Annotated in this window: 20 protein-coding genes and 1 riboswitch; of the genes, 6 read left to right on the top strand and 14 right to left on the bottom strand. The window is 74.8% G+C overall.

Annotated features, from left to right (window positions below):
• Positions 1-6: 6 nt before the first annotated feature.
• On the bottom strand, positions 7-1,335 hold the full coding sequence (locus tag QRT04_RS07875; RefSeq protein ID WP_289454668.1) for an Nramp family divalent metal transporter: 1,329 nt from the start codon (positions 1,333-1,335) through the stop codon (positions 7-9).
• A gap of 160 nt (positions 1,336-1,495) precedes the next feature.
• On the opposite strand from QRT04_RS07875, the gene QRT04_RS07880 reads away from it, so the two are divergent.
• A complete protein-coding gene (locus tag QRT04_RS07880; protein ID WP_289454669.1) occupies positions 1,496-2,602 on the top strand; it encodes a GNAT family N-acetyltransferase in 1,107 nt (368 codons plus the stop codon).
• Between the two features lie 66 nt (positions 2,603-2,668).
• Here QRT04_RS07880 and QRT04_RS07885 read toward each other — a convergent pair whose 3' ends face one another.
• From QRT04_RS07885 to QRT04_RS07905, 5 genes are all read right to left on the bottom strand, one after another.
• Positions 2,669-3,430 (bottom strand): hypothetical protein, encoded by a 762-nt coding sequence (locus QRT04_RS07885; protein WP_289454670.1) that lies wholly within the window; start codon positions 3,428-3,430, stop codon positions 2,669-2,671.
• 118 nt (positions 3,431-3,548) lie between these two features.
• Positions 3,549-4,604, bottom strand: coding sequence for an ABC transporter ATP-binding protein (locus QRT04_RS07890; RefSeq protein ID WP_289455735.1), 1,056 nt, complete (start codon positions 4,602-4,604; stop codon positions 3,549-3,551).
• Entirely contained in the window at positions 4,598-6,352 is a 1,755-nt protein-coding gene (locus QRT04_RS07895; RefSeq protein WP_289454671.1) for an ABC transporter permease, read from the bottom strand. Before QRT04_RS07895 ends, QRT04_RS07890 begins: the two co-directional genes overlap by 7 nt.
• Positions 6,352-7,431, bottom strand: a complete 1,080-nt coding sequence (locus QRT04_RS07900) for a thiamine ABC transporter substrate-binding protein (protein ID WP_289454672.1) — start codon at positions 7,429-7,431, stop codon at positions 6,352-6,354. The genes QRT04_RS07895 and QRT04_RS07900 overlap by 1 nt, the downstream gene beginning before the upstream one ends.
• 81 nt (positions 7,432-7,512) lie before the next feature.
• Positions 7,513-7,638, bottom strand: a riboswitch (TPP riboswitch).
• A gap of 356 nt (positions 7,639-7,994) precedes the next feature.
• The gene (locus tag QRT04_RS07905) at positions 7,995-8,258 is read right to left on the bottom strand and encodes a DUF4235 domain-containing protein (RefSeq protein ID WP_289454673.1); all 264 of its coding nucleotides are present in this window, start codon (positions 8,256-8,258) and stop codon (positions 7,995-7,997) included.
• Between the two features lie 430 nt (positions 8,259-8,688).
• Between QRT04_RS07905 and QRT04_RS07910 the strand changes: the two genes are divergently transcribed.
• Positions 8,689-9,639: a hypothetical protein gene (locus QRT04_RS07910; RefSeq protein ID WP_289454674.1), complete on the top strand. Its 951-nt coding sequence runs from the start codon at positions 8,689-8,691 to the stop codon at positions 9,637-9,639.
• 174 nt (positions 9,640-9,813) lie between these two features.
• Here the strand turns inward: QRT04_RS07910 and QRT04_RS07915 are convergent, their stop codons facing one another.
• Positions 9,814-11,298 carry a phytoene desaturase family protein gene (locus QRT04_RS07915; RefSeq protein WP_289454675.1) on the bottom strand — a complete coding sequence of 495 codons (1,485 nt, stop codon included), beginning with the start codon at positions 11,296-11,298 and terminating at the stop codon, positions 9,814-9,816.
• Between the two features lie 140 nt (positions 11,299-11,438).
• Here QRT04_RS07915 and QRT04_RS07920 point away from each other — a divergent pair, with 140 nt between their 5' ends.
• The 4 genes from QRT04_RS07920 to QRT04_RS07935 all read left to right on the top strand — a co-directional run bounded on the left by QRT04_RS07920 (position 11,439) and on the right by QRT04_RS07935 (position 13,798).
• Positions 11,439-11,978, top strand: a complete 540-nt coding sequence (locus QRT04_RS07920) for a hypothetical protein (RefSeq protein WP_289454676.1) — start codon at positions 11,439-11,441, stop codon at positions 11,976-11,978.
• On the top strand, positions 11,975-12,868 hold the full coding sequence (locus tag QRT04_RS07925; protein WP_289454677.1) for an HTTM domain-containing protein: 894 nt from the start codon (positions 11,975-11,977) through the stop codon (positions 12,866-12,868). The genes QRT04_RS07920 and QRT04_RS07925 overlap by 4 nt, the downstream gene beginning before the upstream one ends.
• Before the next feature lie 85 nt (positions 12,869-12,953).
• Complete coding sequence (locus QRT04_RS07930) at positions 12,954-13,370, top strand: SRPBCC family protein (protein WP_289454678.1); 417 nt, start codon at positions 12,954-12,956, stop codon at positions 13,368-13,370.
• A complete protein-coding gene (locus QRT04_RS07935) occupies positions 13,367-13,798 on the top strand; it encodes a MarR family winged helix-turn-helix transcriptional regulator (RefSeq protein WP_289454679.1) in 432 nt (143 codons plus the stop codon). The genes QRT04_RS07930 and QRT04_RS07935 overlap by 4 nt, the downstream gene beginning before the upstream one ends.
• A 59-nt stretch (positions 13,799-13,857) precedes the next feature.
• Here the strand turns inward: QRT04_RS07935 and QRT04_RS07940 are convergent, their stop codons facing one another.
• From QRT04_RS07940 to QRT04_RS07970, 7 genes are read right to left on the bottom strand one after another with little or no spacing between them, the layout of a single operon-like run.
• Positions 13,858-14,352, bottom strand: coding sequence for a hypothetical protein (locus QRT04_RS07940; RefSeq protein WP_289454680.1), 495 nt, complete (start codon positions 14,350-14,352; stop codon positions 13,858-13,860).
• A 51-nt stretch (positions 14,353-14,403) separates the two neighbouring features.
• On the bottom strand, positions 14,404-14,775 hold the full coding sequence (gene mnhG, locus QRT04_RS07945) for a monovalent cation/H(+) antiporter subunit G (RefSeq protein ID WP_289454681.1): 372 nt from the start codon (positions 14,773-14,775) through the stop codon (positions 14,404-14,406).
• A complete protein-coding gene (locus tag QRT04_RS07950) occupies positions 14,772-15,188 on the bottom strand; it encodes a monovalent cation/H+ antiporter complex subunit F (protein ID WP_289454682.1) in 417 nt (138 codons plus the stop codon). Before QRT04_RS07950 ends, mnhG begins: the two co-directional genes overlap by 4 nt.
• Complete coding sequence (locus tag QRT04_RS07955) at positions 15,185-15,778, bottom strand: Na+/H+ antiporter subunit E (protein WP_289454683.1); 594 nt, start codon at positions 15,776-15,778, stop codon at positions 15,185-15,187. Before QRT04_RS07955 ends, QRT04_RS07950 begins: the two co-directional genes overlap by 4 nt.
• Positions 15,775-17,310, bottom strand: coding sequence for a Na+/H+ antiporter subunit D (locus QRT04_RS07960; protein ID WP_289454684.1), 1,536 nt, complete (start codon positions 17,308-17,310; stop codon positions 15,775-15,777). The genes QRT04_RS07955 and QRT04_RS07960 overlap by 4 nt, the downstream gene beginning before the upstream one ends.
• Positions 17,307-17,864 (bottom strand): Na(+)/H(+) antiporter subunit C, encoded by a 558-nt coding sequence (locus QRT04_RS07965; RefSeq protein WP_289454685.1) that lies wholly within the window; start codon positions 17,862-17,864, stop codon positions 17,307-17,309. The genes QRT04_RS07960 and QRT04_RS07965 overlap by 4 nt, the downstream gene beginning before the upstream one ends.
• Positions 17,861-20,845, bottom strand: coding sequence for a Na+/H+ antiporter subunit A (locus QRT04_RS07970; RefSeq protein ID WP_289454686.1), 2,985 nt, complete (start codon positions 20,843-20,845; stop codon positions 17,861-17,863). The genes QRT04_RS07965 and QRT04_RS07970 overlap by 4 nt, the downstream gene beginning before the upstream one ends.
• Positions 20,846-20,854 lie beyond the last annotated feature (9 nt).

Genomic DNA, 20,854 nt, shown 5'->3' on the forward strand with positions numbered 1-20,854 from the left:
CGGCCGTCAGCCGACGACGAGCAGTGCCACGAGCGTCAGGTTGAGCGCGACGACGAGCCCGACGACCACGAGCAGCGTGCCGTGCAGCCGGCGCCCGTTGCGGTGGACGCCCATGAGCCGCGCGTCCCGGGTCAGCCGGACCAGCGGCACCATCGCGAACGGGATGCCGAAGCACAGCACCACCTGCGAGAGCACGAGGGTCCACGTCGGGTCGGCGCCGGCCGCCAGCAGCACGACCGCGGGCACGAGCGTCACGACCCGCCGCACCACGATCGGCACCTGCCGGTGCAGCAGCCCCGCCATGATCGTCGACCCGGCGTAGGCGCCGACCGACGACGACGCGAGCCCCGACGCGAGCAGACCGACCGCGAACACGACGCCGACGCCGACGCCGAACGCGTCGACGATCGCCGCATGCGCCCCCTCGATCGAGTCGGTGCTGCCGGCGGCGTCGCGGAGCCCCGACGCGGCGAGCAGCAGCAGCCCGATGTTGACGACGCCCGCGACCGCGAGCGCCGCTCCGACGTCCCACCGGGTCGCGCGCAGCAGGTGCGTCCGCGCGTCGTGGTCCGAGGGGTGCCCGTGCCGGTCGTGCACGAGCGCCGAGTGCAGGTAGATGACGTGCGGCATGACGGTCGCACCGAGCATCGAGGCCGCCAGCAGCACGGAGCCCGGCCCGTCGAACCGCGGGACGAGCCCCGAGAGCACGCCGCGCGCGTCGGGCGGGCTGACCAGCAGGCCGGCCAGGAAGCCGATGGTGATGACGGCGAGCAGCCCGATGATCACGACCTCGAACCGCCGCTGGCCGTACCGGCTCTGCAGCGTCAGCAGCCCGAGCGAGACGACGCCGACGATCACGCCACCGAGGGCGAGCGGCAGGCCGAACAGCAGGTGCAGCGCGATCGCGCCGCCGACGACCTCCGCGATGTCCGTCGCCGCCGCGACGACCTCCGCCTGCAGCCAGTACGCGATGCGCGGCCCGCGGCGCAGGCGCTCGCCCAGCACGGCCGGCAGCGACCGGCCGGTGACGAGCCCGAGCTTGGCGGACTGGTACTGCACGAGAACCGCGATGACGTCCGCGACCACGAGCACCCACAGCAGCAGGTACCCGTACCGCGAGCCGGCGGTGAGGTTCGCCGCCACGTTGCCCGGGTCGACGTACGCGATCGCGGCGACGAACGCCGGGCCGAGCAGCAGCGCGGTGCGCCCGCGCCGCGGTGGGGCGACCTGCCCGCCGGACGTCGAGGCACCCCGGCCGCTGGGCGGCGGCGCGTCGGGCGTGGCCTCGAGCGCGGCCGTGCGGCCGCCGGGCACGCCCTCGTCGCTCGCGCTCATCGCCCCACTCGGCTCTCCGGGTCGACCGTCCACCCGATTGTTCGGATACCCGAAACTCTAGTGCCCGGACGGCCAAACATCCCGCGCACGCGAGCGCGCGCCGCATGATCCCGCGGCATTCCGGTCGACCGGCCCGGGCACCCACCGCCACAGTGGACGCGTGACGACGTGGTCGATCGACCCGCTGCCGGTCCCCGACGGCCCGGACGATCCCGGCCTGCGCGAGCTCGCGCACGTCACGAACGCGGTCGACCGCGAGCTCTGGGGCTCCGACGACTTCCGCCGGACCACGCGTGAGCTCCTCGAGTCGCTGCGCGACGACCCGTACGAGCGGCACGTCGTGCTCGGCGCGCGCGACGGCGGCGCCCTGCTCGGCTACGCGCTGCTGCACCTGCCGCGCCGCGAGAACACGCACACCGGCGCGCTCGAGCTCGGCGTGCTCCCCGAGCACCGCCGCCGGGGCATCGGCACCGCGCTGCACGCCGCGGCTCTCGCGCACGCGCGCGCCGACGGACGCACCCGGCTCACGGCGTCGACGGACCAGCGCGTCGAGCCGGCGCCGGGCACGGGGACGCTCGCGCCGCCGACCGGCGAGGGGCTCGTCGCGGCCGACGACGCGGGTGTGCGGTTCGCGCGGCGGCACGGCTGGGACCTCGAGCAGGTCGCGCGCTACTCGGTGCTCGACGTGCCGCGGGACGGCGACGCCGCGGCCCGGGAGCACGTCGCCCGCCTGCGCGCCGACGCCGAGGCCCACGCCGGGCCGGACTACCGACTGCTGGCCTGGTCGGCTCCGACGCCGGCCGACTACGCGGAGCAGTTCGCCGCGCTCCAGACCGAGATGAGCGCGGACGACCCGCACGCCGGTTTCGAACAGGACACCCAGGAGTGGGACGCCGAGCGGGTGCGCCGGGGCGAGCAGACGTGGGCCGCGCAGGGCCGCGCGCTCCTCGTCATGTGCGCCGAGCACGTGCCGACGCGGACGCTGGCCGCGTACACCGACCTCCTCGTCCCCGACGAGCCCGGCGAGTACGTGCACCAGTACGACACGCTGGTGGCGCGCGCCCACCGCGGCCGGCGCCTCGGCATGCTCGTCAAGACCGCGAACGTGCAGCGGCTCGTCGACGAGCTGCCCGCGGTGCGACGCATCGGCACGTGGAACGCCGAGGAGAACCGCTGGATGCTCGCGATCAACGTCGCGCTCGGGTTCCGCCCGGCGGGCGGTTCGGGCGAGTGGCAGCTGCGGCTCGACGGGCGCGGCGACGCCTGACGGCGCCCGGTGCCGGGCGGCCGAGGGGTGGAGCCGTGGGCCCGGCGCCCGCGCGGGCGCCGGCCGTCACGCCGGGACCGGCACCGCCTTCCGCCACCACGCGTCCCAGTGGCCGCGCACCTCCTCGAACCGTGCCTCGTCGAGGCCGTACGTGTGAAGGATCGCCGACACCGCACCGTGCGGCGGACGCTCGGCCATCGGGATCTCGTAGACGACCAGCAGGTGCTCGTCGACGCCGTGCAGCTGGACGCCGAACTGGAGCGGCGCCTTGTAGAGCACCATGCCGCCGAGCAGCACGCCGTCGGGCCGTCGACCCTCGACGTGGCCGCCCGTCGGCGTGCCCCGGACGTCGCGCAGACCGGCACGGTCGAGCAGCCGGTCGCCGCGGGCCCCCGCGTCGAGGTCGTGCACCGAGAGCGTGCGGCGGTCCTCGCCGGGGTGCACGCGCAGCGCGAACTCCAGCTGGTGCAGCGCGGCGACCCAGAGCTCGTCGATCGTGTCCCAGACGCCGTCGTACGTGTTGGTGTGCAGCCCCTGGAAGCTCGCGCGCGTGAACGTCACGTGCGTGTGGCCGGGGTCGTGGTGCGACGCGTGCGCCGTGAGCACGTCGCCGTGCGGCCAGATCAGCCGGTGCACCACCCGGTCACCCTCGGTGTCGATGCTCTCGCGCGCCTGGCCGATGAACGTGCCGTGGATCTCCTCGTCGAGGCTCGGGCGGTCCGACCGGTACCACCGGCGGATCAGCTCCGGCTCGCGCACGTGGTGCCACAGCGTGCTCAGCGCCACCGGCACGTCGACGGCCACGACCTCGCGACGGTCCAGCGTCATCGCCCCTCACCCCGTTCGTCCCGCCCGGACCGCGGCTCGACCCGGACATTTCCGACGGTAGTGCGGGGCAGCGCGGGGCGCCGGGTGGCGTGGCGTGGGGCCGTGACCGCGCGCCGGGTCAGGGCAGGACGGTGACCGCGTCGGCGTCGATCGTCAGCGGCACCACGTCGCCGGGCTCCCACCGCGCGCCGACCGGCGCGAGCGCCGTCACCGCGCCCACGCCGTCGACGTCGACGCGCACCTCGGAGCGCCCGCGCCGCGACGTCACGCCGCGGACGACGCCCTTGAGCCCGGCGGCGCCTCCGATGTCCTCCCGTGCAGCGTCGCGCGTGACGACGAACGCGCCCTCGGCGAGCGCGACCACCGCACCCGGCGCGTCCTGCGGGCGCGGGGCGCGGGCACCGAGCGCGGCGAGCAGCGGCGCGGCGGAGGGGGCCGCGACGTCGACGAACGCCTCGTAGCCGAGGAACGCGGCGACGTCGCGGTCGCCCGGTGCGCGCCACAGCTCGTCGGGCGGAGCGAGCCGCAGCAGCCGGCCGGCGTGCATGACGCCGACGCGGTCCGCGACCGCGAACGCCTCGTCCTGGTCGTGCGTGACGAACACCGCCGGCGTGCCGGTGGCGACGAGCACCGACCGCAGGTCCACCGCGAGGCGCTCGCGCAGCGCACGGTCGAGCGCCGAGAGCGGCTCGTCGAGCAGCAGCACGCGCGGCTCGGGCGCGAGCGCGCGGGCCAGGGCGACGCGCTGGCGCTCCCCGCCCGAGAGCGTCGCGACCGGCCGCGACCCGTAGCCCGCGAGCCCGACCAGGTCGAGCAGCTCGGCCACCCGTCCGGCGCGCGCCGCTCGGGGCACGCCGCGCAGCCCGTACGCCACGTTCCCCGCGACGTCGCGGTGCGCGAACAGCTGGCCGTCCTGGAACATCAGCCCGAACGCGCGCCGGTGCACCGGCACGCCCGCCAGGTCGGCGCCGTCCCACAGCACCGCGCCCGCGGCGAGCGGCTCGAGCCCGGCGACCGCGCGCAGCAGCGACGACTTGCCGCAGCCGGACGGCCCGAGCAGCGCGACGACCTCGCCCGTGGGGACGTCGAACGAGACGCCGTCGACGGCGCGCGTGCCGGCGGACGGCCTCTCGCCGTACACCACCGCCACGTCCCTGACCTGGAGCGTCACCAGTCGCCTCCCACCTGCCCGGCGCGCAGCCGCTCCGCGAGCGCCACGATCGCCGCCGTCAGCGCCGCGAGCACCACCGAGGCCGCGAGCGCCATGCCGTAGTTGTCCGGACCCGGCCGCCCGATGAGCCGGAACACCATGACCGGCAACGTCGGCCGGTCCGGGCGCGCGAGGAACGAGGTCGCGCCGAACTCGCCGAGCGACGCGGCGAACGCGAAGCCGATGGCGAGGCCGACCGAGCGCGCGGCGAGCGGCACGTCGAGGGTGCGGAGCACGCGACCCGGCGCCGCACCGAGCGTCCCGGCGGCCTCGCGCAGCCGCGGGTCGATCGCGCGCAGCACCGGCAGCACCGTCCGCACCACGAGGGGCACTGCGACGACCGCCTGCGCGATCGGCACGAGCAGCGGCGACGTGCGCAGGTCGACCGCGAGGCCCAGCGGCCGGTCCATCGTGACGAGGAAGCCGAACCCGACCGTCACGGCCGAGACGCCGAGCGGCAGCATGAACAGCGCGTCGAACCCCGCGACGGCCCGGCGTGCGGCCCGCCGCCGCGGGCGGCGCGACACCACCAGCGCGACGAGCCCGCCCACGACCAGGGCGATCACGGTCGCGTCGACCGCCGTCTCGACCGACGTCGCCGCCGCCTGCCAGACGCTCACGGGTACCCCCGGCGCGGGCGCGCCGAGCGCCCGGTAGTGGTCGAGCCCCCAGCCGCCGTCGACGCGCAGCGACCGGACCACGAGGTTGACGAGCGGCACCGCGATCGCGAGCAGCACGACCGCCGTCACTCCCGCGGCCGCGAGCGCGAGCGGGTGCCCGTCGTCGGCGGGGCGGCGACGCAGCGTCAGCGGCCGGACCGCGGTCCCCGTCGCGGCGAGCGACAGCGCCCGCTCGCGGCGCGCCCGCGCCCGGCCCGCGATCGTCAGCACGCCGACGACCACCACCAGCTGGACCACGGAGAGCACCGCCGCGGCGCGCAGGTCGAGGAACTGCGTCGTCTGGATCCAGATCTCGGTCTCGATCGTGCCGAACCGCGTGCCGCCGAGGATCAGCACCGTGCCGAACGCGGTTGCGCAGAACAGGAACACGAGCGAGGCGGCCGACCAGATCGCGGGCGCGAGCGCGGGCAGCTCGACGGTCCGGAACGCGCGCCACGGCGAGGCGCCGAGGCCGCGCGCCGCCTGCGTGGCACGCGGGTCGAGCCGCTCCCAGAGCCCGCCGACCGCCCGCACCACGACCGCGTAGTTGAAGAACACCAGGGCCGCGAGGATCGCGGCGAACGTGCCGTCGAGGTGCAGGAACCCGAGCGGCCCGCCGTCGACGAGCAGCGACCGGAACGCGACGCCGACCACCACCGTCGGCAGCACGAACGGCACGGTGACCAGCGCCCGCACGGCCGCGCGCCCGCGGAACCGCCGGCGGTAGAGCGTGTACGCGCCGGGCACGCCGAGCGCGACCGACAGCACGGTCGCGGCGGTCGCCTGGCCGAGCGTCTGGCCGACGATGCGCCACGTCCGCGGCCGTGAGAACACGTCCGCGAAGCCCGAGAGGTCGAGCCGCCCGTCCGTCACGAAGCCCTTGCCGACCATGACGACGACCGGCCACGCGAAGAACACCGCGAGGAAGGCGACCGGCACCGCGACCGCGAGCCCCCAGCCGAGCACGCGCCCGACGGGCAGGCGCCGCCGCGCCGGCCGGACCGCTACCGCGGGTGCGGTGCGGCCCGGGCCGGGCGCGGTGAGGCTCGTCATCAGCCGACGATCTCCGAGTACTGCGACAGCCACTCCGAGCGTTTCGCGGTGATCTCGTCGGCGGGGACGTCGAACGGCTTGCCGGCGAGCGGCGCCCACCTGACCCACTCGGCGGGCAGCGTCACGTGCGTCGAGACCGGGTACATGTACATCTGGCCCGGGATGTCGGCCTGCACCTCGTCCGACAGCAGGAAGTCGAGGAGCTTCTGCGCGCCCAGCGGGTTCTTCGCGCCGGTCAGCACGCCGGCGTACTCGACCTGGCGGAAGCACGTGTCGAGCAGGGCACCGACGCGCGCGTCGCCGCCGCCCTTGGGCAGCGTGTCGGGCGGGCTCGAGGCGTAGGAGAGCACGATGGGACGCGGCCCGTCGCCGCCCCCGCCCGAGAAGTCGGTGCTCCACGCGTCCGACCAGCCCGCGTCGACCTTGGTGCCGTTCGCGACGAGCTTCTTCCAGTACGCCTGCCAGCCGTCCTCGCCGTACGCGCCGATCGTCGCGAGCAGGAACGCCAGCCCGGGCGACGACGTCGCGGCACCCGGCACCACGAGCAGGTTCTTGTACTCGGGCTTGGTGAGGTCGTCGAGCGTCGCGGGCTCCGCGAGCTGGTGCTTCGCGAACCACTGGTGGTCGACGTTGATGCAGACGTCGCCCAGGTCGATCGCCGTCAGCCGGTGCGAGTCGTCGACCTGGTGCTTCGCCGCGTCGGACGCGGCCGCAGCGGTGGACGTGTACGGCTGGAAGACGCCCGCGTCGAGGCCGCGCGTCGCGTACGTGTTGTCGATGCCGTACGCGAGGTCGCCGATGGGCGCGTCCTTCGTCAGCACCAGCTGGTTCGTCAGCACGCCCGCGTCGCCCGGCTGCACGACCTTGACGGTGACGCCGGTCTGCTTCGTGAAGTCCTCGAGGACGCCCTTGCTCAGCGCGAACGAGTCGTGCGTGACGAGCGTGACGGTCCCCCCGGGCGTCCCGGACGCGCTCGGGCTGGCCTTGTCGTCGGCGTTCGCTCCCAGCACCGAGCAGGCGCTCAGCGACGCCGCGGCGGCCAGCGCGGCGGCGACCGCGAGGGGCTTGCGGATGGTCATGCGGTGGTGCTCCTCCGTCGTCGTGATGGAGGGGGTCACCGCGGGCCGCGCCGCAGACGGGTCCCCGGCGACGACACACGGAGACTGAGAAGCCCGACTCCCTACGCCGGTATCAGCCGGATCAGGTTCGAGGGTCTGCGGTGGTCCGCACTCTCAGCGTCCCGGCCCCGCGTGCGGCGCGGCCCTGACGCTCCCCTGTCGTTCCCGGCGATCCTAGCCCCGCCGCGAGCACCCGGGAGACGCGGCATCCACCGAGCCGGCGGGACCACCACGCGCGCCGAGCCAGGACCACCACCCGTGCCGAGCCAGCGAGTACGCGCCGCATCGATGAGTTCGCGCGACTTCCGTGAGCCCGCGCCGCATCCGGATCCGTGACTTCGCGCCGCATCCGTGAGTTCGCGCCGCATCCGGATCCGTGGCTTTCGCGCCGCGTCCGTGAGTTCGCGCGACTTCCGTGAGTTCGACGCGGAGCCCGTGAGGAACGACTCACGCAGACTGGCCGAACTCACGGACTCACGGACTCGCGGCCTCGCGGACCGCGGGCCGGCCGTGGGGCCGGCTCGTCAGCGGGACTCGAGGCGTGCCGTCACGCGCGACGCGCCCCGGGCCGCGAGCACGCGCGCGATCGCCATGACCGCACCCGTGATCGCCGCAGCCGCGATGATCTCGGCCACCGCGTTGTCGCCGTCGTCCTCGGGCTTCGGTGGCCGGTGACCCGCGCTGGCCTTCCAGACCAGTCCGACGACCTTCTGCGCGACGATCGCCGCGACGCCTGCGGCGGCGAGCCCGACGATCTTGTCGACGGTCGCGGTGGACGTGTCGGCCATGACAACCTCCGAGGGGAACGGTGGGATCTGCTCTGACGCTATCCCGCCACCTCTCATCTCGCCGATCGCCGACGGCCAGCACCGCTGCCCGCACCCGGGGTCCCCGCCCGCACCGCACACTCGCGCCCAGACCGCTGGCTCTCGCCCCGACTGCTGGCTCTCGCCCGATCCGCGAGTTCACGATCGAACCGTGAGTTCTTGATCGAACCGCGAGTCCCCGTCCGAACCGCGAGTTCATGCCCGATCCGCGAGTTCATGGTCGAACCGTGAGTTCTTGATGGATGCAGTGACGTGCGACTCACGGAGACGGGCCGAACTCACGGGGTCGCCGGCGCGCGACCAGCCACCCCCAGCCTCGTTGGCAGTCGGATCATCCACAGCGGCGGGAGATGACGCCCACATCATCGTCCGTGGTGACGAGGGTGGCGGGATGCCGCCTGCAACCGCGTCCTCCGCGCCGCAGCCGTCGCCCGTGCGCGCGGTGCTCGCCCGCGACCTGCCGATCGTCCGGCTGCGCACCTCCGTCGCTGCGGGTCAGCTCATCCGCGTCGGTCGCGGCATCTATCTCGGGCAAGACTCCGCCCCCGGTGCGCCGCCGCCGGACCCGAGCGAGCTGCGCCGCCGCGCGATCGCCCACGCGCAGGGGACGCACCGGCGCCTCACCGCACGGCACGTGTTCAGTCACGGCACGGCCGCGCTGCTCTGGGGGCTCCCCCTCTGGCGGACGCCCGAGCGAACGTCCGTCCTGGTCGCACACAGCGCCGGACGGGGAGCCGATCGTCGAGTCCAGCGGCGGGTCGGGCTTCCGCCTGAGACCGACGTGGTGCTCATCGACGGCCTGCCGGTGACGAGCCTGGGCCGGACGCTGGTCGACTGCGCACTCGACCTCGCGCCGATCGATGCCCTCGTCGTGGCGGACGCCGCGCTCAGGGCGGGCGCGCAGCGTGACGAAGCACTGGCTCGGCTGGCCGGGCGCGGGCGCCGGCGCGGCATCGGACAGGCGCGGGAGGTCGTGCACCTCGCCGACGCCGGAGCGGAGTCGCCGGGCGAATCCGCGACGCGTTTCGTCGTGCTGCGGGACGGGCTGCCGACGCCGGTGACGCAGGCGCCGGTCGCGACGCGTCTCGGGACGTTCTGGACGGACGTGGCGTGGCCGGCGTTCCGCGTGGCGCTCGAGTACGACGGTCGGGTCAAGTACGCCGGCCGGGAGGATCTGGTGCGCGAGAAGCGCCGACACGACGCTCTCGTCGAGGCCGGTTACCGGGTGCTCCGAGTCACCAAGGAGGACATCCACGGCCACGCACTCGCGGACCGCGTGCGCGATGCGTTCCCGCCCGGCACAGACCTCCGGCTGACCCCGCGACGCCACCTCAACGGCTGACACCTCCGTGATTTCCGTCCCCGCGCCGTGAGTCTCGCCAGCTTCCGTGGGTCGCGATCCGCGGAAACCGACGGAACTCACGGGTTCGCCGGGCAGCGGGGTTCGCCGGGCAGCCGGGTTCGGCGGGCAGCCGGGTGGGGGCGGGCGGGCCGGCCGGTCGGGCCGGTGGCGGCGTCAGGCGCCCGGGGCCAGGGACGGGGCCGCGGCGATCGAGAACACCTCGCGGAGCGCGCGGCGCGCGGCGAGCCAGCCCGCCATGCCGTGCACGCCCGGGCCCGGCGGGGTGGACGCCGAGCAGAGGTACACGCCGTCGCGGCCGGTCGCGTACGGGTCGAGCCCCAGCGTCGGGCGCACGAGCATCTGCTTCAGCGTGACCGCGCCCGCCGAGATGTCCCCACCGACGTAGTTCTCGTTGTGGTGGCTCATCTGCGAGGCCGGGATGCAGCGCGACGCCACGACGACGTCGCGGAACCCCGGCGCGTACCGCTCGATGTGCGCGGTGACGGCCTCGGTGACGTCGACGTCCGAGCCCGCGGGCACGTGCGCGTACGACCACAGTGGTCGCAGGCCGCCCGAGCGGCGACCGGGGTCGACCACCGACGGGTCGCTGACCAGCATCATCGGCCGCTCGGCGTGCCGGCCAGCCGCGACCGCCGCCTCGGCAGCCGCCATCTCGGGACGCGTGCCGCCCACGTGCACCGTGCCGGCCAGCGCGACGTCGGGCGCGGCCCACGGCACGGGGCCGGACAGCACGAAGTCGACCTTGGCCGCGGCGTTGCCGTGCCGGAACCGCTCGAACGCGCGGCGCGTCCGCGCCGGGAGCCGGTCGCCGAGCACGCGCAGGACCGTGCCCGGCGTCGTGTCGAACAGGTAGCAGTGCGCACCGGGCAGGTCGCCGTACGACCGGACCGGGCGGTCGACGACGACGGTCCCGCCGTGCGCGCGCAGGTCGGCGAGGAGCGCATCCGTCAGCGCCTGCGACCCGCCGCGCGGGATGGGCCACCCCGCCCCCGCGTGGGCCAGCGACGCGAGCAGCAACGCGGTCCCCGCGGCGGCCGTGGTCGGCAGCGGCGCGATCGCGTGCGCCGCGACCCCCGTCAGCAGCGCCGGCGCGACGTCGCCGGTGAACCGCCGGTCCCATGCCCGCGAGCCCTGCTCGAGCACCTCGAGGCCGAACCGCAGCGCGGTCGGCAGGCCGGCGAGCCCGAGGCCGTCGGGGATGCTGCGCTTGTCGCCGAGCGCGACCGCGGTGACCGCGTCGGCGTGCTCGGACAGCCGGCCGACGAGCGCCGCCCACGCCGCGCCGTCCGGGCCGAGCGCGTCGACGGTCCGGCCGAGATCGCGGTACGCGATGCCCGCGCGACCCCCCGGCAGCGGCTGCGCGAACGACACCTCGGGCGTCAGCAGCTCGACGCCACGGGCGCCCAGGTCGAACGCCTGGAAGAAGGGGGACGCCCACGCCATCGGGTGCACCGCGGAGCACAGGTCGTGGACGATGCCCGGCGCAAGCCCCAGGTCGAGCGTGCGGGCACCGCCGCCGAGCGTGGGCTGCGCCTCGAGCACCTGGACGCGCAGCCCGGCGCGCGCGCACGTGACGGCGGCGGCGAGCCCGTTCGGGCCCGCGCCGACGACGACCACCTCGGGCCGGTCGTTCGTCATCGCAGCCTCCTCATGGCCCATCCAACCAGCACCGATGCCGTGCGCGCCGGATCGGTCGGCGAGGACGCGGGGGCCGGGAGCGACCACGCGCCCCTCGGTGCGTCGCTACCCTCGTCCCGCACGTGCGGACAGGGGGAGGCATGACGAGCCAGGACGACGAGGCGGGCGCGGCCGCGGTGGCGCCCGGCGCCGACGCGGGTTCCGCCGCCCCGGGAGCGCGCGACGACGCGCGTGCCACGACCCCTGCAGCGCCGGACGACACGCGGCAGCGCCGCCTCGCCCGGATCGTCACGTGCGCGGTCGTCGGCGTCATCGTGCTCGGCGCGCTGGCCGAGGTCGAGGCGTGGCCCGTCACCGCGTTCCGCCTGTTCAGCCAGGTCCGCACCGACACGTCGACGTCGCTGCAGCTCGTCGTCGTCCACCCGGACGGCTCGAGCGCGCCGCTCCTGCTGAAGCCCGCGAACGACGTCGTCGTCATCACCGGCCACCAGTTCGCGACGCTGCGAGACCTGCCCGCGAGCAAGCAGCGCGCGAAGGTCGACGCGTGGCTCGACCTCGCCGGGATCGACCCCGCGGACGTCGCGAGCGTGCGGCTCGACCGGGTCACGTTCCGCTGGGACGACGCCACCGGTCGCTGGGCCGAGACGAAGCGCACCGAGGTCACGGAGGTGACGCCGTGATCCGCGGCCTGCCGCGCCGGCTCGATGCCCGCCTCACCGCGCCCGGCCCGGCATACCGGCTGCTCGAGGTGCAGACGCTCGTCGCGCTCGTGATCGCGCTGCGGCTGCTGGTGCGGCCGTGGGTCGACATCGCGGACCGGCCGCCCGTGCTGATCTCGGGGCTGGGCGTCATGTCGTGGCTGCGGACGACGCCGTCGGCCGGCGTCGTCGTCGCGATCCAGGTGCTCGGGCTGGTCGGGATCGTCACCTACCTCGTGCGGCGCCGCTGGGCGCACGCCGGGTACGTGGTCGGCTGGCTGTGCTACCTGGTGCTCGCCGCGCTGTGGGGCAGCTCGGGCAAGGTGATGCACAACGACGTGCTGACCGTCTGGGTCGCGCTCCCGCTGCTGTTCGCCTCGGTCCCGGCGCGCGACGACGAGCGCACCCGGGCGGTCCGCTGGGGCTGGCCGCCGCGCGCGTCGCTCGCGGTGCTGGCGACCGTCTACTTCCTGACGGGCTTCCAGAAGCTCCGGCACAGCGGCCCGCGCTGGGTGTTCAGCGACAACATGGCGAACGTGCTGCGGCAGGGCGCGTCGCCTTACGCGCAGGGACTCTCCGACTTCGTGTCGTCGCACGTGTGGCTCGCGCAGTGCCTGGCGGGTGGCGCGCTGGCGCTCGAGCTGACGGCGATCGTGTGGCTCTCGTTCCGGCGCACGCGGTGGCTCTTCGCGGTGGCGGTGTTCGTCATGCACACCTCGATCTGGCTGTTCCTCGGGCTGGACTACTCGGCGTGGGTGCTGACGGCGGCGGCAGTCGCCGTGCCGATGAGCCTGCCGGACGGGACCAGCCTGCTCGACCTCGTGCGGCGGGTCGCGGGGCGCCGCTCGGCCGCGCCCGCCACCGCCTCCTGAGCCGCCCGGCTTCAGTCGGTTCGCTCTTGCGATCCTATAGTTGGTGCGCCTACTATTGGCGTACCAACTACTTCTGGAGGACATCATGTGGAGCACCGAGCACACCGCCACGACCGACCTCGGCCCGGCCGCCGTCTGGGCCGCGCTCCGCGCGCTGCACGAGGGCCGGCTCACCTACCCCGGCGCCGACACCTTCGAGCTGCACGGCCCGTTCGCGGTCGGCACCGAGGTGTCCGTGACGCCGGTCGGCCAGGAGACGTTCGCGTCGCGCATCGTCGACCTCGAGGACGAGCGGACCTACGCCGACGAGACCACGTTCGGCGACGTCACGCTGCTGTTCCGGCACACGCTCGGCGCCCTGCCCGACGGCGGCACGCGCGTGACGCACCGCCTCGACATCACCGGTCCGGCCGCCGACGAGGTCGGCCCGGAGCTCGGCCCGCAGATCGCCGGCGACTTCCCCGAGTCGATGGCCGCGCTCCTGGCGGCGGCGCGCGCATGAGCCGGTTCGCCGGGCCCGGTGAGAGCCCGGGCTTCGTGCTCTGGCACGCCACGATGCGTTGGCAGCGCCTGATGACGAGCACCCTCGCGCCGCTCGGCCTCACGCACGTGCAGTTCGTGCTGCTCGCGACCGCGTGGTGGCTGCAGACGCACGACGAACCGCAGACCCAGGTGCGGCTCGCGGCGCAGGTCGGCACCGAGGTGACGATGACCTCCGACGTCGTCGGCCGGCTCGAGGCCAAGGGGCTGGTGGTGCGCGTGGCACACCCGACCGACGCGCGCGCCAAGGTCGTGACGGTCACCGATGAGGGCGCGGCGCTCGCCGCGCGCGCGATCGAGGCGGTCGAGGCGGCCGACGCGCAGTTCTTCGCCGGTGTCGACACCCGCGCGCTGCTGCCCGCGCTGACGACGCTCGCCGCGCTGCGGTGACCCGGTCCTCGTGAACGCCGCGCGCAGCTGACCGGTCGACCGCGCGCGCCGCGCCGCGGTCAGCCCTGTTCGACGAGCGGCTCGAGGACCAGGATCGCCTGCCCCGCCGGGCAGTGCGCCACGGAGACCGACGTACCGAGCGACGCGCCCCCACCGACGACGTGGTCTCCCGGAGCCGCTACGCCCTCGCCGTCCGCGTCCAGCAGCGTGAGCTCGGCGGTCGCGGACCAGCCGTGCGGGAGCCGCAGGTACTCACGCAGGCCGTCGTGCTCGAGCCAGAAGCACGCGAAGCCCGGCTCGGTCTGCTCGGCGCCCAGCGTGCCCTCGAGGCCGATGCCCGCATACGACGGGTTCGACCACGGCCACTGCATCGGCGCCGTGGCCACCGCGAGCGCGCCGTGGGACTGCCTCGCCGCGTACCCAGCCGCGACCCCGAGACCGGCGACGAGCACCAGGCCCGCTCCGACGGCGACGACGAGCCACCGGTTCTGCCGAGCGCGACGGCCGCGAGGCGTCGGCAGTCCCGCCACCCCGAGGTCCCCCGTCGTCGTCATCGCGTGCTCCATCGTCCGCCGCGCCGGTGTGTTCGCAACGTAGCAGCGCGGTCAGTCCTCCGAGCCGTCCTTTGCCTGCGCGCGCTCCAGGTCGCGCGTCAGCTCGTCGGTGACGAGCAGGTCGGCGCGCACCTTGCCGGTCCGGTAGCCCGCCCGGCCCACGAGGTGCGCCGCCACCGGCGCGGTCAGCATCTGGAACAGCGCCACCAGCACGAGCGCCCACACCGGCCCACGGTCGCGCAGCCGCAGCGCGAGCCCGACGAGCACGAGCACCAGCCCGAGCACCTGCGGCTTGGTCGCGGCGTGCATGCGCGCGAGCAGGTCGGGGAACCGCAGCGCGCCGACGCCGGCCGCGAACGCGAGGAACGCGCCGCCGAGCAGGCACACGGCCGCCGCGACGTCGGCCACCCGGTCCCACGTCATCGGACCTCCCCCTCCGCGCCGCCGCCGAAGTGCTCGGTGTCGGGCCGGTCGTCCTCGTCGGCGTCGCCGGAGTCGTCGTCCCACGCCGACGCGGCCCCGAGGGCCGCCGCCGCGTCCGCCGCGATCTCGTCGCGCGAGCGCACGCGCCCCTCGCCCTCCGGCTCGACGGCCGCGAACCGGGCGATCGCCACCGACCCGACGAAGCCGACGAGCGACAGCACCACGAGCACCGGCACGACGTCGACGCGGCGGTGCCAGGCGGCGTAGACGCCGAGGCCCGCGATCATCGTCGCGACGAGCACGTCGAGCGCGACGGTCCGGTCGAGGACCGACGGCCCCTTCTCGGCACGCACCAGCGCGCACACGGCGCCCACCGCGAGCAGCACGACGCAGACGAGCACCACGACGATCACGAGCCGACCCCCGCCCCCGAGCCGCGGCCCACCCCGCGCACCGCGCGCCCGAGCGAGAGCCCCGCGGCGGCGAGCTCGTCGTCAGACGCGAACGCGCGGAGCACCCGCTCCTCCTGCGCGAGCACCGCGGCGCGCGCGGCCTCGACCCCGCCCGCCTGCCGCACGTCCAGCACGTGCAGATAGAGCATCCCCGTCAGCCGGTGCGCCTCGACCACGAGCGAGCCCGGCACGAGCGAGCACAGCTCGGCCGTCATCGTCAGGTAGAGGTCGCTGTGCCCGCGCAGCTGCACGCCGATCACCGCGCCGCGCGGCGTGTAGCGCGGCCGCAGCGCGATCACCGCGACCTCGAACGACGCGCGCACCAGGTCCGCGACGAACCGCCCGACGAGCACGGCCAGCCGCCCGGGTCGCACCCGGCCGTGGAAGTCGATGGGCTGCATCCGCAGGCCGAACGTCACGAGCACCGCGAGCACGAGGCCCGCGAGCACGTTGCCCACGGACAGGTCGCCCCACAGGAGCACCCACACGACCGTGAGCCAGACGACCGTGCCCCATCCGACGCGCGCCCTCCGGCGCGGGTGCAGGCTCACGGGCCCTCACCCCCGGTCGGCTCGGCAGAGATGCCGGTGCCGCGCAGCCCGTCGGGAAGCACCGCGACGACGTACGGCGACCGCAGCGTGAGCGCAGTCGCCGCGCGCTCGGTGTAGCGGAACAGCGGGCCGGCCGCGAACGTCAGGCCGAGGCCGAGCACCACCAGCGCGGTCGCGGCGCCGACCATGCCGGCGGGCAGGCGCACCGGCCGCACCTCGGCCGGCGGGGTCTGCCAGAACGCCTTGTTCCACGCCTTGACCATCGCGTACAGCGTGAGGAGCGACGTCAGCACCCCGCCCGCCACCAGCGCGAACGCGAGCGGCGTGCCCAGCGCGACGCCCGCCTCGAGCAGGCCGAGCTTGCCGAGGAAGCCGGACAACGGCGGGATGCCGGCCAGGTTCATGGCGGGTACGAAGAACAGGACCGCGACGACGGGCGCGAGCTTGGCGAGGCCGCCGAGCCGCGACAGCGACGTCGACCCGCCCACGCGCTCCACGAGCCCGACGACGAGGAACAGTGCGGTCTGCACCGTGATGTGGTGGACCACGTAGTAGATGGCGGCGCTCCAGCCCGCCGTGGTGGACAGAGCGATGCCGAAGACCATGTAGCCGATGTGGCTGACGAGCGTGAACGAGAGCATCCGCTTGATGTCGTCCTGCGCGACCGCGCCGAGGATGCCGACGACCATCGTCGCGAGCGCGGCCCACATCAGGACCGTGTCGAGGCGGCCGTCGGGGAACAGCAGCGTCTGCGTGCGGATCATCGCGTAGACGCCGACCTTCGTCAGCAGGCCCGCGAACACGGCCGTCACGGGCGCCGGCGCGGTCGGGTAGGAGTCCGGCAGCCACGCCGACAGCGGGAACACGGCCGCCTTGATGGCGAACGCGAGCAGCAGCAGCACCTGCAGCACGAGCCGGACGCCCGGGTCGATCTCGGGCAGGCGGATCGCGAGCTGCGCGAGGTTCACCGTGCCGCACGTCGCGTAGATCGCCGCGAGCGCGACGAGGAACAGCACCGACGAGAGCAGCGCGACGACCACGTAGACCGTCCCGGCGCGCACGCGCTCGCGCGAGCCGCCGAGCGTGATCAGCACGTACGACGCGGCGAGCAGCACCTCGAAGCCGACGTAGATGTTGAACAGGTCGCCCGAGAGGAACGCGTTGGCGACGCCCGCCGCCAGCACGAGGTACGTCGGGTGGTAGATCGAGATCGGCGCGCGCTCGTGCTCGCCCTCGCCCTGGGCGAGCGAGTACACGAGGACGCAGAGCGTGACGGCGCTCGAGATCGTCAGCATGAGCGCCGAGAGCCGGTCCGCCACGAGGTCGATGCCGACGGGCGCGGCCCAGTTCCCGACGTCGACCACGAGCGGGCCGGAGTCGGCGCCGACCAGCAGGCCGACCGCTGCGACGAGCACGATCGAGAGCGCCGTCACCGACACGATGCGCTGGATGGTCGGCCGGCGGTAGAGCGCCAGCGCGAGCCCCGCGGCGAACAGCGGGACGATCACGGGCAGCGGGACGAGCCAGGTCACGGGGCGTCACCGCCCGGGCCGTCTCCCGACGCGTGCGGTCGGCCGCCCTCGCCGCGCGCGTGGTCCGTGCCGCCGAGGTCGCCGCCGACCACGACGCCCTCGTCCGTCTCGTCGCGCGCCAGCTCGGCCTCCTCGTCGAGCGTCGCGCCGGCGACGTCGATGTCGGTGTCGCGCGTCGCGAGCAGGTCGACGGCCGCGAGCCGTGCGATGCGACGGTCCTCGAGGTCGTCCTGCACCTCGTCGTGCCGGTGCAGCTGCCAGGACCGGTACGCGAGCGCCAGCAGGAACGCCGTCATGCCGAGCGTGATGACGATCGCCGTCAGGACCATCGCCTGCGGCAGCGGGTCGCTCATCGGGCCGGACCCGCGCCCGACGATCGGCGGCCGTCCGGCCGCGCCGCCCGCGACGAGGAACAGGAGGTTCGCGCCGTTGCCGATCAGGATCACGCCGATCAGCACGCGCGTCAGGCTGCGCTCCAGCAGCAGGTACACGCCCGCGGCGAACAGCACGCCGATCGCGACGACCAGCACGAGGTTCGGGCTCATGTCGATCATCGGCGCACCCGCTGCCGGCTGCGGAGCGGCCCGTCGTCGAGCCCCTGCTCCTCGCGCCGGTCGATCTCGGCGCCGAGCGACCGCAGGATGTCGAGCACCAGTCCGACGACCACCAGGAACACGCCGACGTCGAAGAACACGCTCGTGACGAGGTGCACGTCGCCGATCACCGGCGGGTGCAGGTCGACGATCACGGACTCGAGCACCTGCTTGCCGAACACCATGGCGACGAGCCCGACGCCGGCGGACAGGAAAAGGCCCGTGCCGAGCAGCACGCCCGGCTGCACGGGCGCGGCCTCACCGAGCTCGTACCGACCGCCCGCCAGGTACCGCACGATCAGCGCGATGCCCGTGACGAGCCCCGCGGCGAACCCGCCGCCGGGCGCGTTGTGCCCGCTGAACAGCAGGAACACCGAGTACACGATCATCGTGTGGAACAGCAGCCGGACCACGACCTCGAAGATCACCGAGCGGCGCTGCGGCGCGAGCGTGCGGCCCGCGCTGAGCCACTCGCGGTCGACGGCCCGGCCCTCGGCGCGGCGCGCGACCGACGCGGGGCGCCGCAGCGCGGCCATCGGGTCGTCGATGCCGCCCCAGACCGCGCGGTCCTGGTCGGCGTCGGCGGCGCGGAAGATCGCGCCCGAGCGGCGCGAGACGAACACGAGCGACGCGATGCCGGTCGCGGCCACGAGGAGCACGGAGATCTCGCCGACGGTGTCCCACGCGCGGATGTCGACGAGCGTGACGTTGACGATGTTGGTGCCGCCGCCGAACTCGACGGCCTCCTGGGCGAACGCGTCCGAGACGGGAGCGTGGACCCGCGCGGACGGCGCGACGAGCGCGACGCCCATGACGACGAGCCCGACCGCGACGCCGATGCCGAGCCGCACCCACCGGCTCGCGGCGAGCGGCCGGTCCGAGAAGTAGGGCGGCAGCTTGCGCAGCACGAGCACGAACACGACGAGCGTCACGGTCTCGGTCAGCACCTGCGTGAGCGCGAGGTCCGGCGCGCCCTGCAGCAGGAACAGCCCCGCCACGGAGTACCCGCCGACGCCGAGCAGGATCACGGCCTTGAGGCGCCGCCGCGAGCGCGCGGCCAGCACCGCCGACGCCACGACGAAAGCCGCGAACACGAGCTGCCCCGGCGTGTCCCACGCGCGCACCGACTGCGGCCACGCGGCGGCCGCGATCGTGACGCCGCCGACCGCGAGCGCGAACACGACGAGGATCAGGCCGAGGTAGAACGGGAGCGAGCCGCGCTGCGTGAGCGCCGTGACGTCGGCCGCGAGGTCGTCGAGCCGGCGCATCGCACGGCGGTACACCCGGTCGGCCTCGGGACCGCGGTACGCGCCGGACTGCCAGGCCTCGACCCGGTCGCGGATCGCGAACAGCAGCGCGCCGACGCCGAGGATCCCGATCGTGAGCGCGAGCGTCGGCGTCCACCCCGCCCACAGCGCCAGGTGCCCGGGCTCGCCCTCGGGGTAGGTCTCGGCGTACGGCGCGAGCAGGTGCTCGCCGAGGTGCGGCAGCAGCGCGACCGCGAGGCCCAGCACCGCGAGGATCAGCGCCGGCCACACGAGCACGAGCGAGGGGTGGCTGATCGGCGCGGGCCGCGCGTCGGGCGTCCCCGCCTCGGCGATCGTCAGCCCGACATCCTGCGAGGCGGCCTCCGTGACGAGCGCGCGCTTCGTCGCGAACGCTCCCCACCACAGCCGGAGCCCGTACCCGACCGTGAGCACCGAACCGACGGCGACGGCGACGAGCACGACCGGCCCGACCCAGCCGCGGTCCAGGTGCGCGATCCCCTCGAGGCCCGCCTCCTTGGCGACGTAGCCCGCGAACGGCGGGAGGCCGATCATCGACGCCGTGGCGAGCGCGCCCGCCGTCGCCGTGAGCGGCAGCTCACGCCCGACACCCGAGAGCCGACGCAGGTCGCGCGTGCCGGTCGCGGCGTCGACCACGCCGACCACCAGGAACAGCGCTGCCTTGAACATGGCGTGCGCGCCGAGCATCGCGAGCCCGGCGAGCGCGGTGGCGCGCGTGCCGAGCCCGCACAGCAGCACGAGCAGGCCGAGCTGGCTCACCGTGCCGAACGCGAGCACGAGCTTGAGGTCGTGCTGCCGCAGCGCGCGGTACCCGCCGAGCAGCAGGGTTGCGCAGCCGAGCGTCGTGATGAGCCAGCGCCAGGTCGGGTCGCTGGAGTACGCGGGCCCGAACCGCGCGACGAGGTAGACGCCTGCCTTCACCATCGCCGCGGCGTGCAGGTACGCGCTCACCGGGGTCGGCGCCGCCATCGCGGCGGGCAGCCAGAAGTGGAACGGGATCAGCGCGGACTTCGTGACGACCCCGGCGACGAGGCACACGATGGCGACGGTCGCGGCGGTGCCGTGCGGCGGGTGGGCGATCACCTCGCTGAGCCGGTACGTGCCCGCGGCGTGGCCCAGCAGGAGGAGCCCGACGAGCATCGCCAGGCCGCCGGCCGTCGTGATGACGATCGCCTGCATCGCCGCGCGGCGGCTCGGCTTGCGGTCCGCGTAGTGCCCGATGAGCAGGTACGACGTCACCGTCGTCAGCTCCCAGAACACGAACATCAGCAGCATGTCGTCGGCCAGGACGAGGCCCAGCATCGAGCCCGCGAACGCGACGAACACGCACGCGAACCGGCCCAGCCCCTGCGCGCCCGCACGGAAGTAGCCCGAGCAGTAGACGAGCACCAGCGCGCCGACGCCGCCGACGACGACCGTCATCAGCCAGCCGAGCGTGTCGAGCCGGAACGCGAGCTGCAGGCCGAGGCTCGGGATCCAGTCGACGACCTCGGTGGGACCCTGCCCGTGCTGCACGCGGCTCGTCAGGCTCAGCGCCCACACGACCGCCGCGGCGGGCACGGTCGCCAGCAGCACGAACGCGCGCCGGCCGAGCCACCCCACGAGCGCGGGCGCGACGAGCGCCGCCACAGCGTGGGCGAGGAGCAGCGCCAGCACGTCCGGCTC

Origin of the sequence: Cellulomonas alba (assembly GCF_030362835.1) — a bacterium.
GTDB lineage: Bacteria > Actinomycetota > Actinomycetes > Actinomycetales > Cellulomonadaceae > Cellulomonas > Cellulomonas alba.

Excerpts from the sequence above, each read along its gene's own strand:
- QRT04_RS07875 (WP_289454668.1), bottom strand. The coding sequence starts at position 1,335 with ATGAGCGCGAGCGACGAGGGCGTGCCCGGCGGCCGCACGGCCGCGCTC.
- QRT04_RS07885 (WP_289454670.1), bottom strand. The coding sequence starts at position 3,430 with ATGACGCTGGACCGTCGCGAGGTCGTGGCCGTCGACGTGCCGGTGGCG.
- QRT04_RS07895 (WP_289454671.1), bottom strand. The coding sequence starts at position 6,352 with ATGACGAGCCTCACCGCGCCCGGCCCGGGCCGCACCGCACCCGCGGTA.
- QRT04_RS07900 (WP_289454672.1), bottom strand. The coding sequence starts at position 7,431 with ATGACCATCCGCAAGCCCCTCGCGGTCGCCGCCGCGCTGGCCGCCGCG.
- QRT04_RS07905 (WP_289454673.1), bottom strand. The coding sequence starts at position 8,258 with ATGGCCGACACGTCCACCGCGACCGTCGACAAGATCGTCGGGCTCGCC.
- QRT04_RS07910 (WP_289454674.1), top strand. The coding sequence starts at position 8,689 with ATGCCGCCTGCAACCGCGTCCTCCGCGCCGCAGCCGTCGCCCGTGCGC.
- QRT04_RS07915 (WP_289454675.1), bottom strand. The coding sequence starts at position 11,298 with ATGACGAACGACCGGCCCGAGGTGGTCGTCGTCGGCGCGGGCCCGAAC.
- QRT04_RS07920 (WP_289454676.1), top strand. The coding sequence starts at position 11,439 with ATGACGAGCCAGGACGACGAGGCGGGCGCGGCCGCGGTGGCGCCCGGC.
- QRT04_RS07930 (WP_289454678.1), top strand. The coding sequence starts at position 12,954 with ATGTGGAGCACCGAGCACACCGCCACGACCGACCTCGGCCCGGCCGCC.
- QRT04_RS07935 (WP_289454679.1), top strand. The coding sequence starts at position 13,367 with ATGAGCCGGTTCGCCGGGCCCGGTGAGAGCCCGGGCTTCGTGCTCTGG.
- QRT04_RS07940 (WP_289454680.1), bottom strand. The coding sequence starts at position 14,352 with ATGACGACGACGGGGGACCTCGGGGTGGCGGGACTGCCGACGCCTCGC.
- mnhG (WP_289454681.1), bottom strand. The coding sequence starts at position 14,775 with ATGACGTGGGACCGGGTGGCCGACGTCGCGGCGGCCGTGTGCCTGCTC.
- QRT04_RS07965 (WP_289454685.1), bottom strand. The coding sequence starts at position 17,864 with ATGATCGACATGAGCCCGAACCTCGTGCTGGTCGTCGCGATCGGCGTG.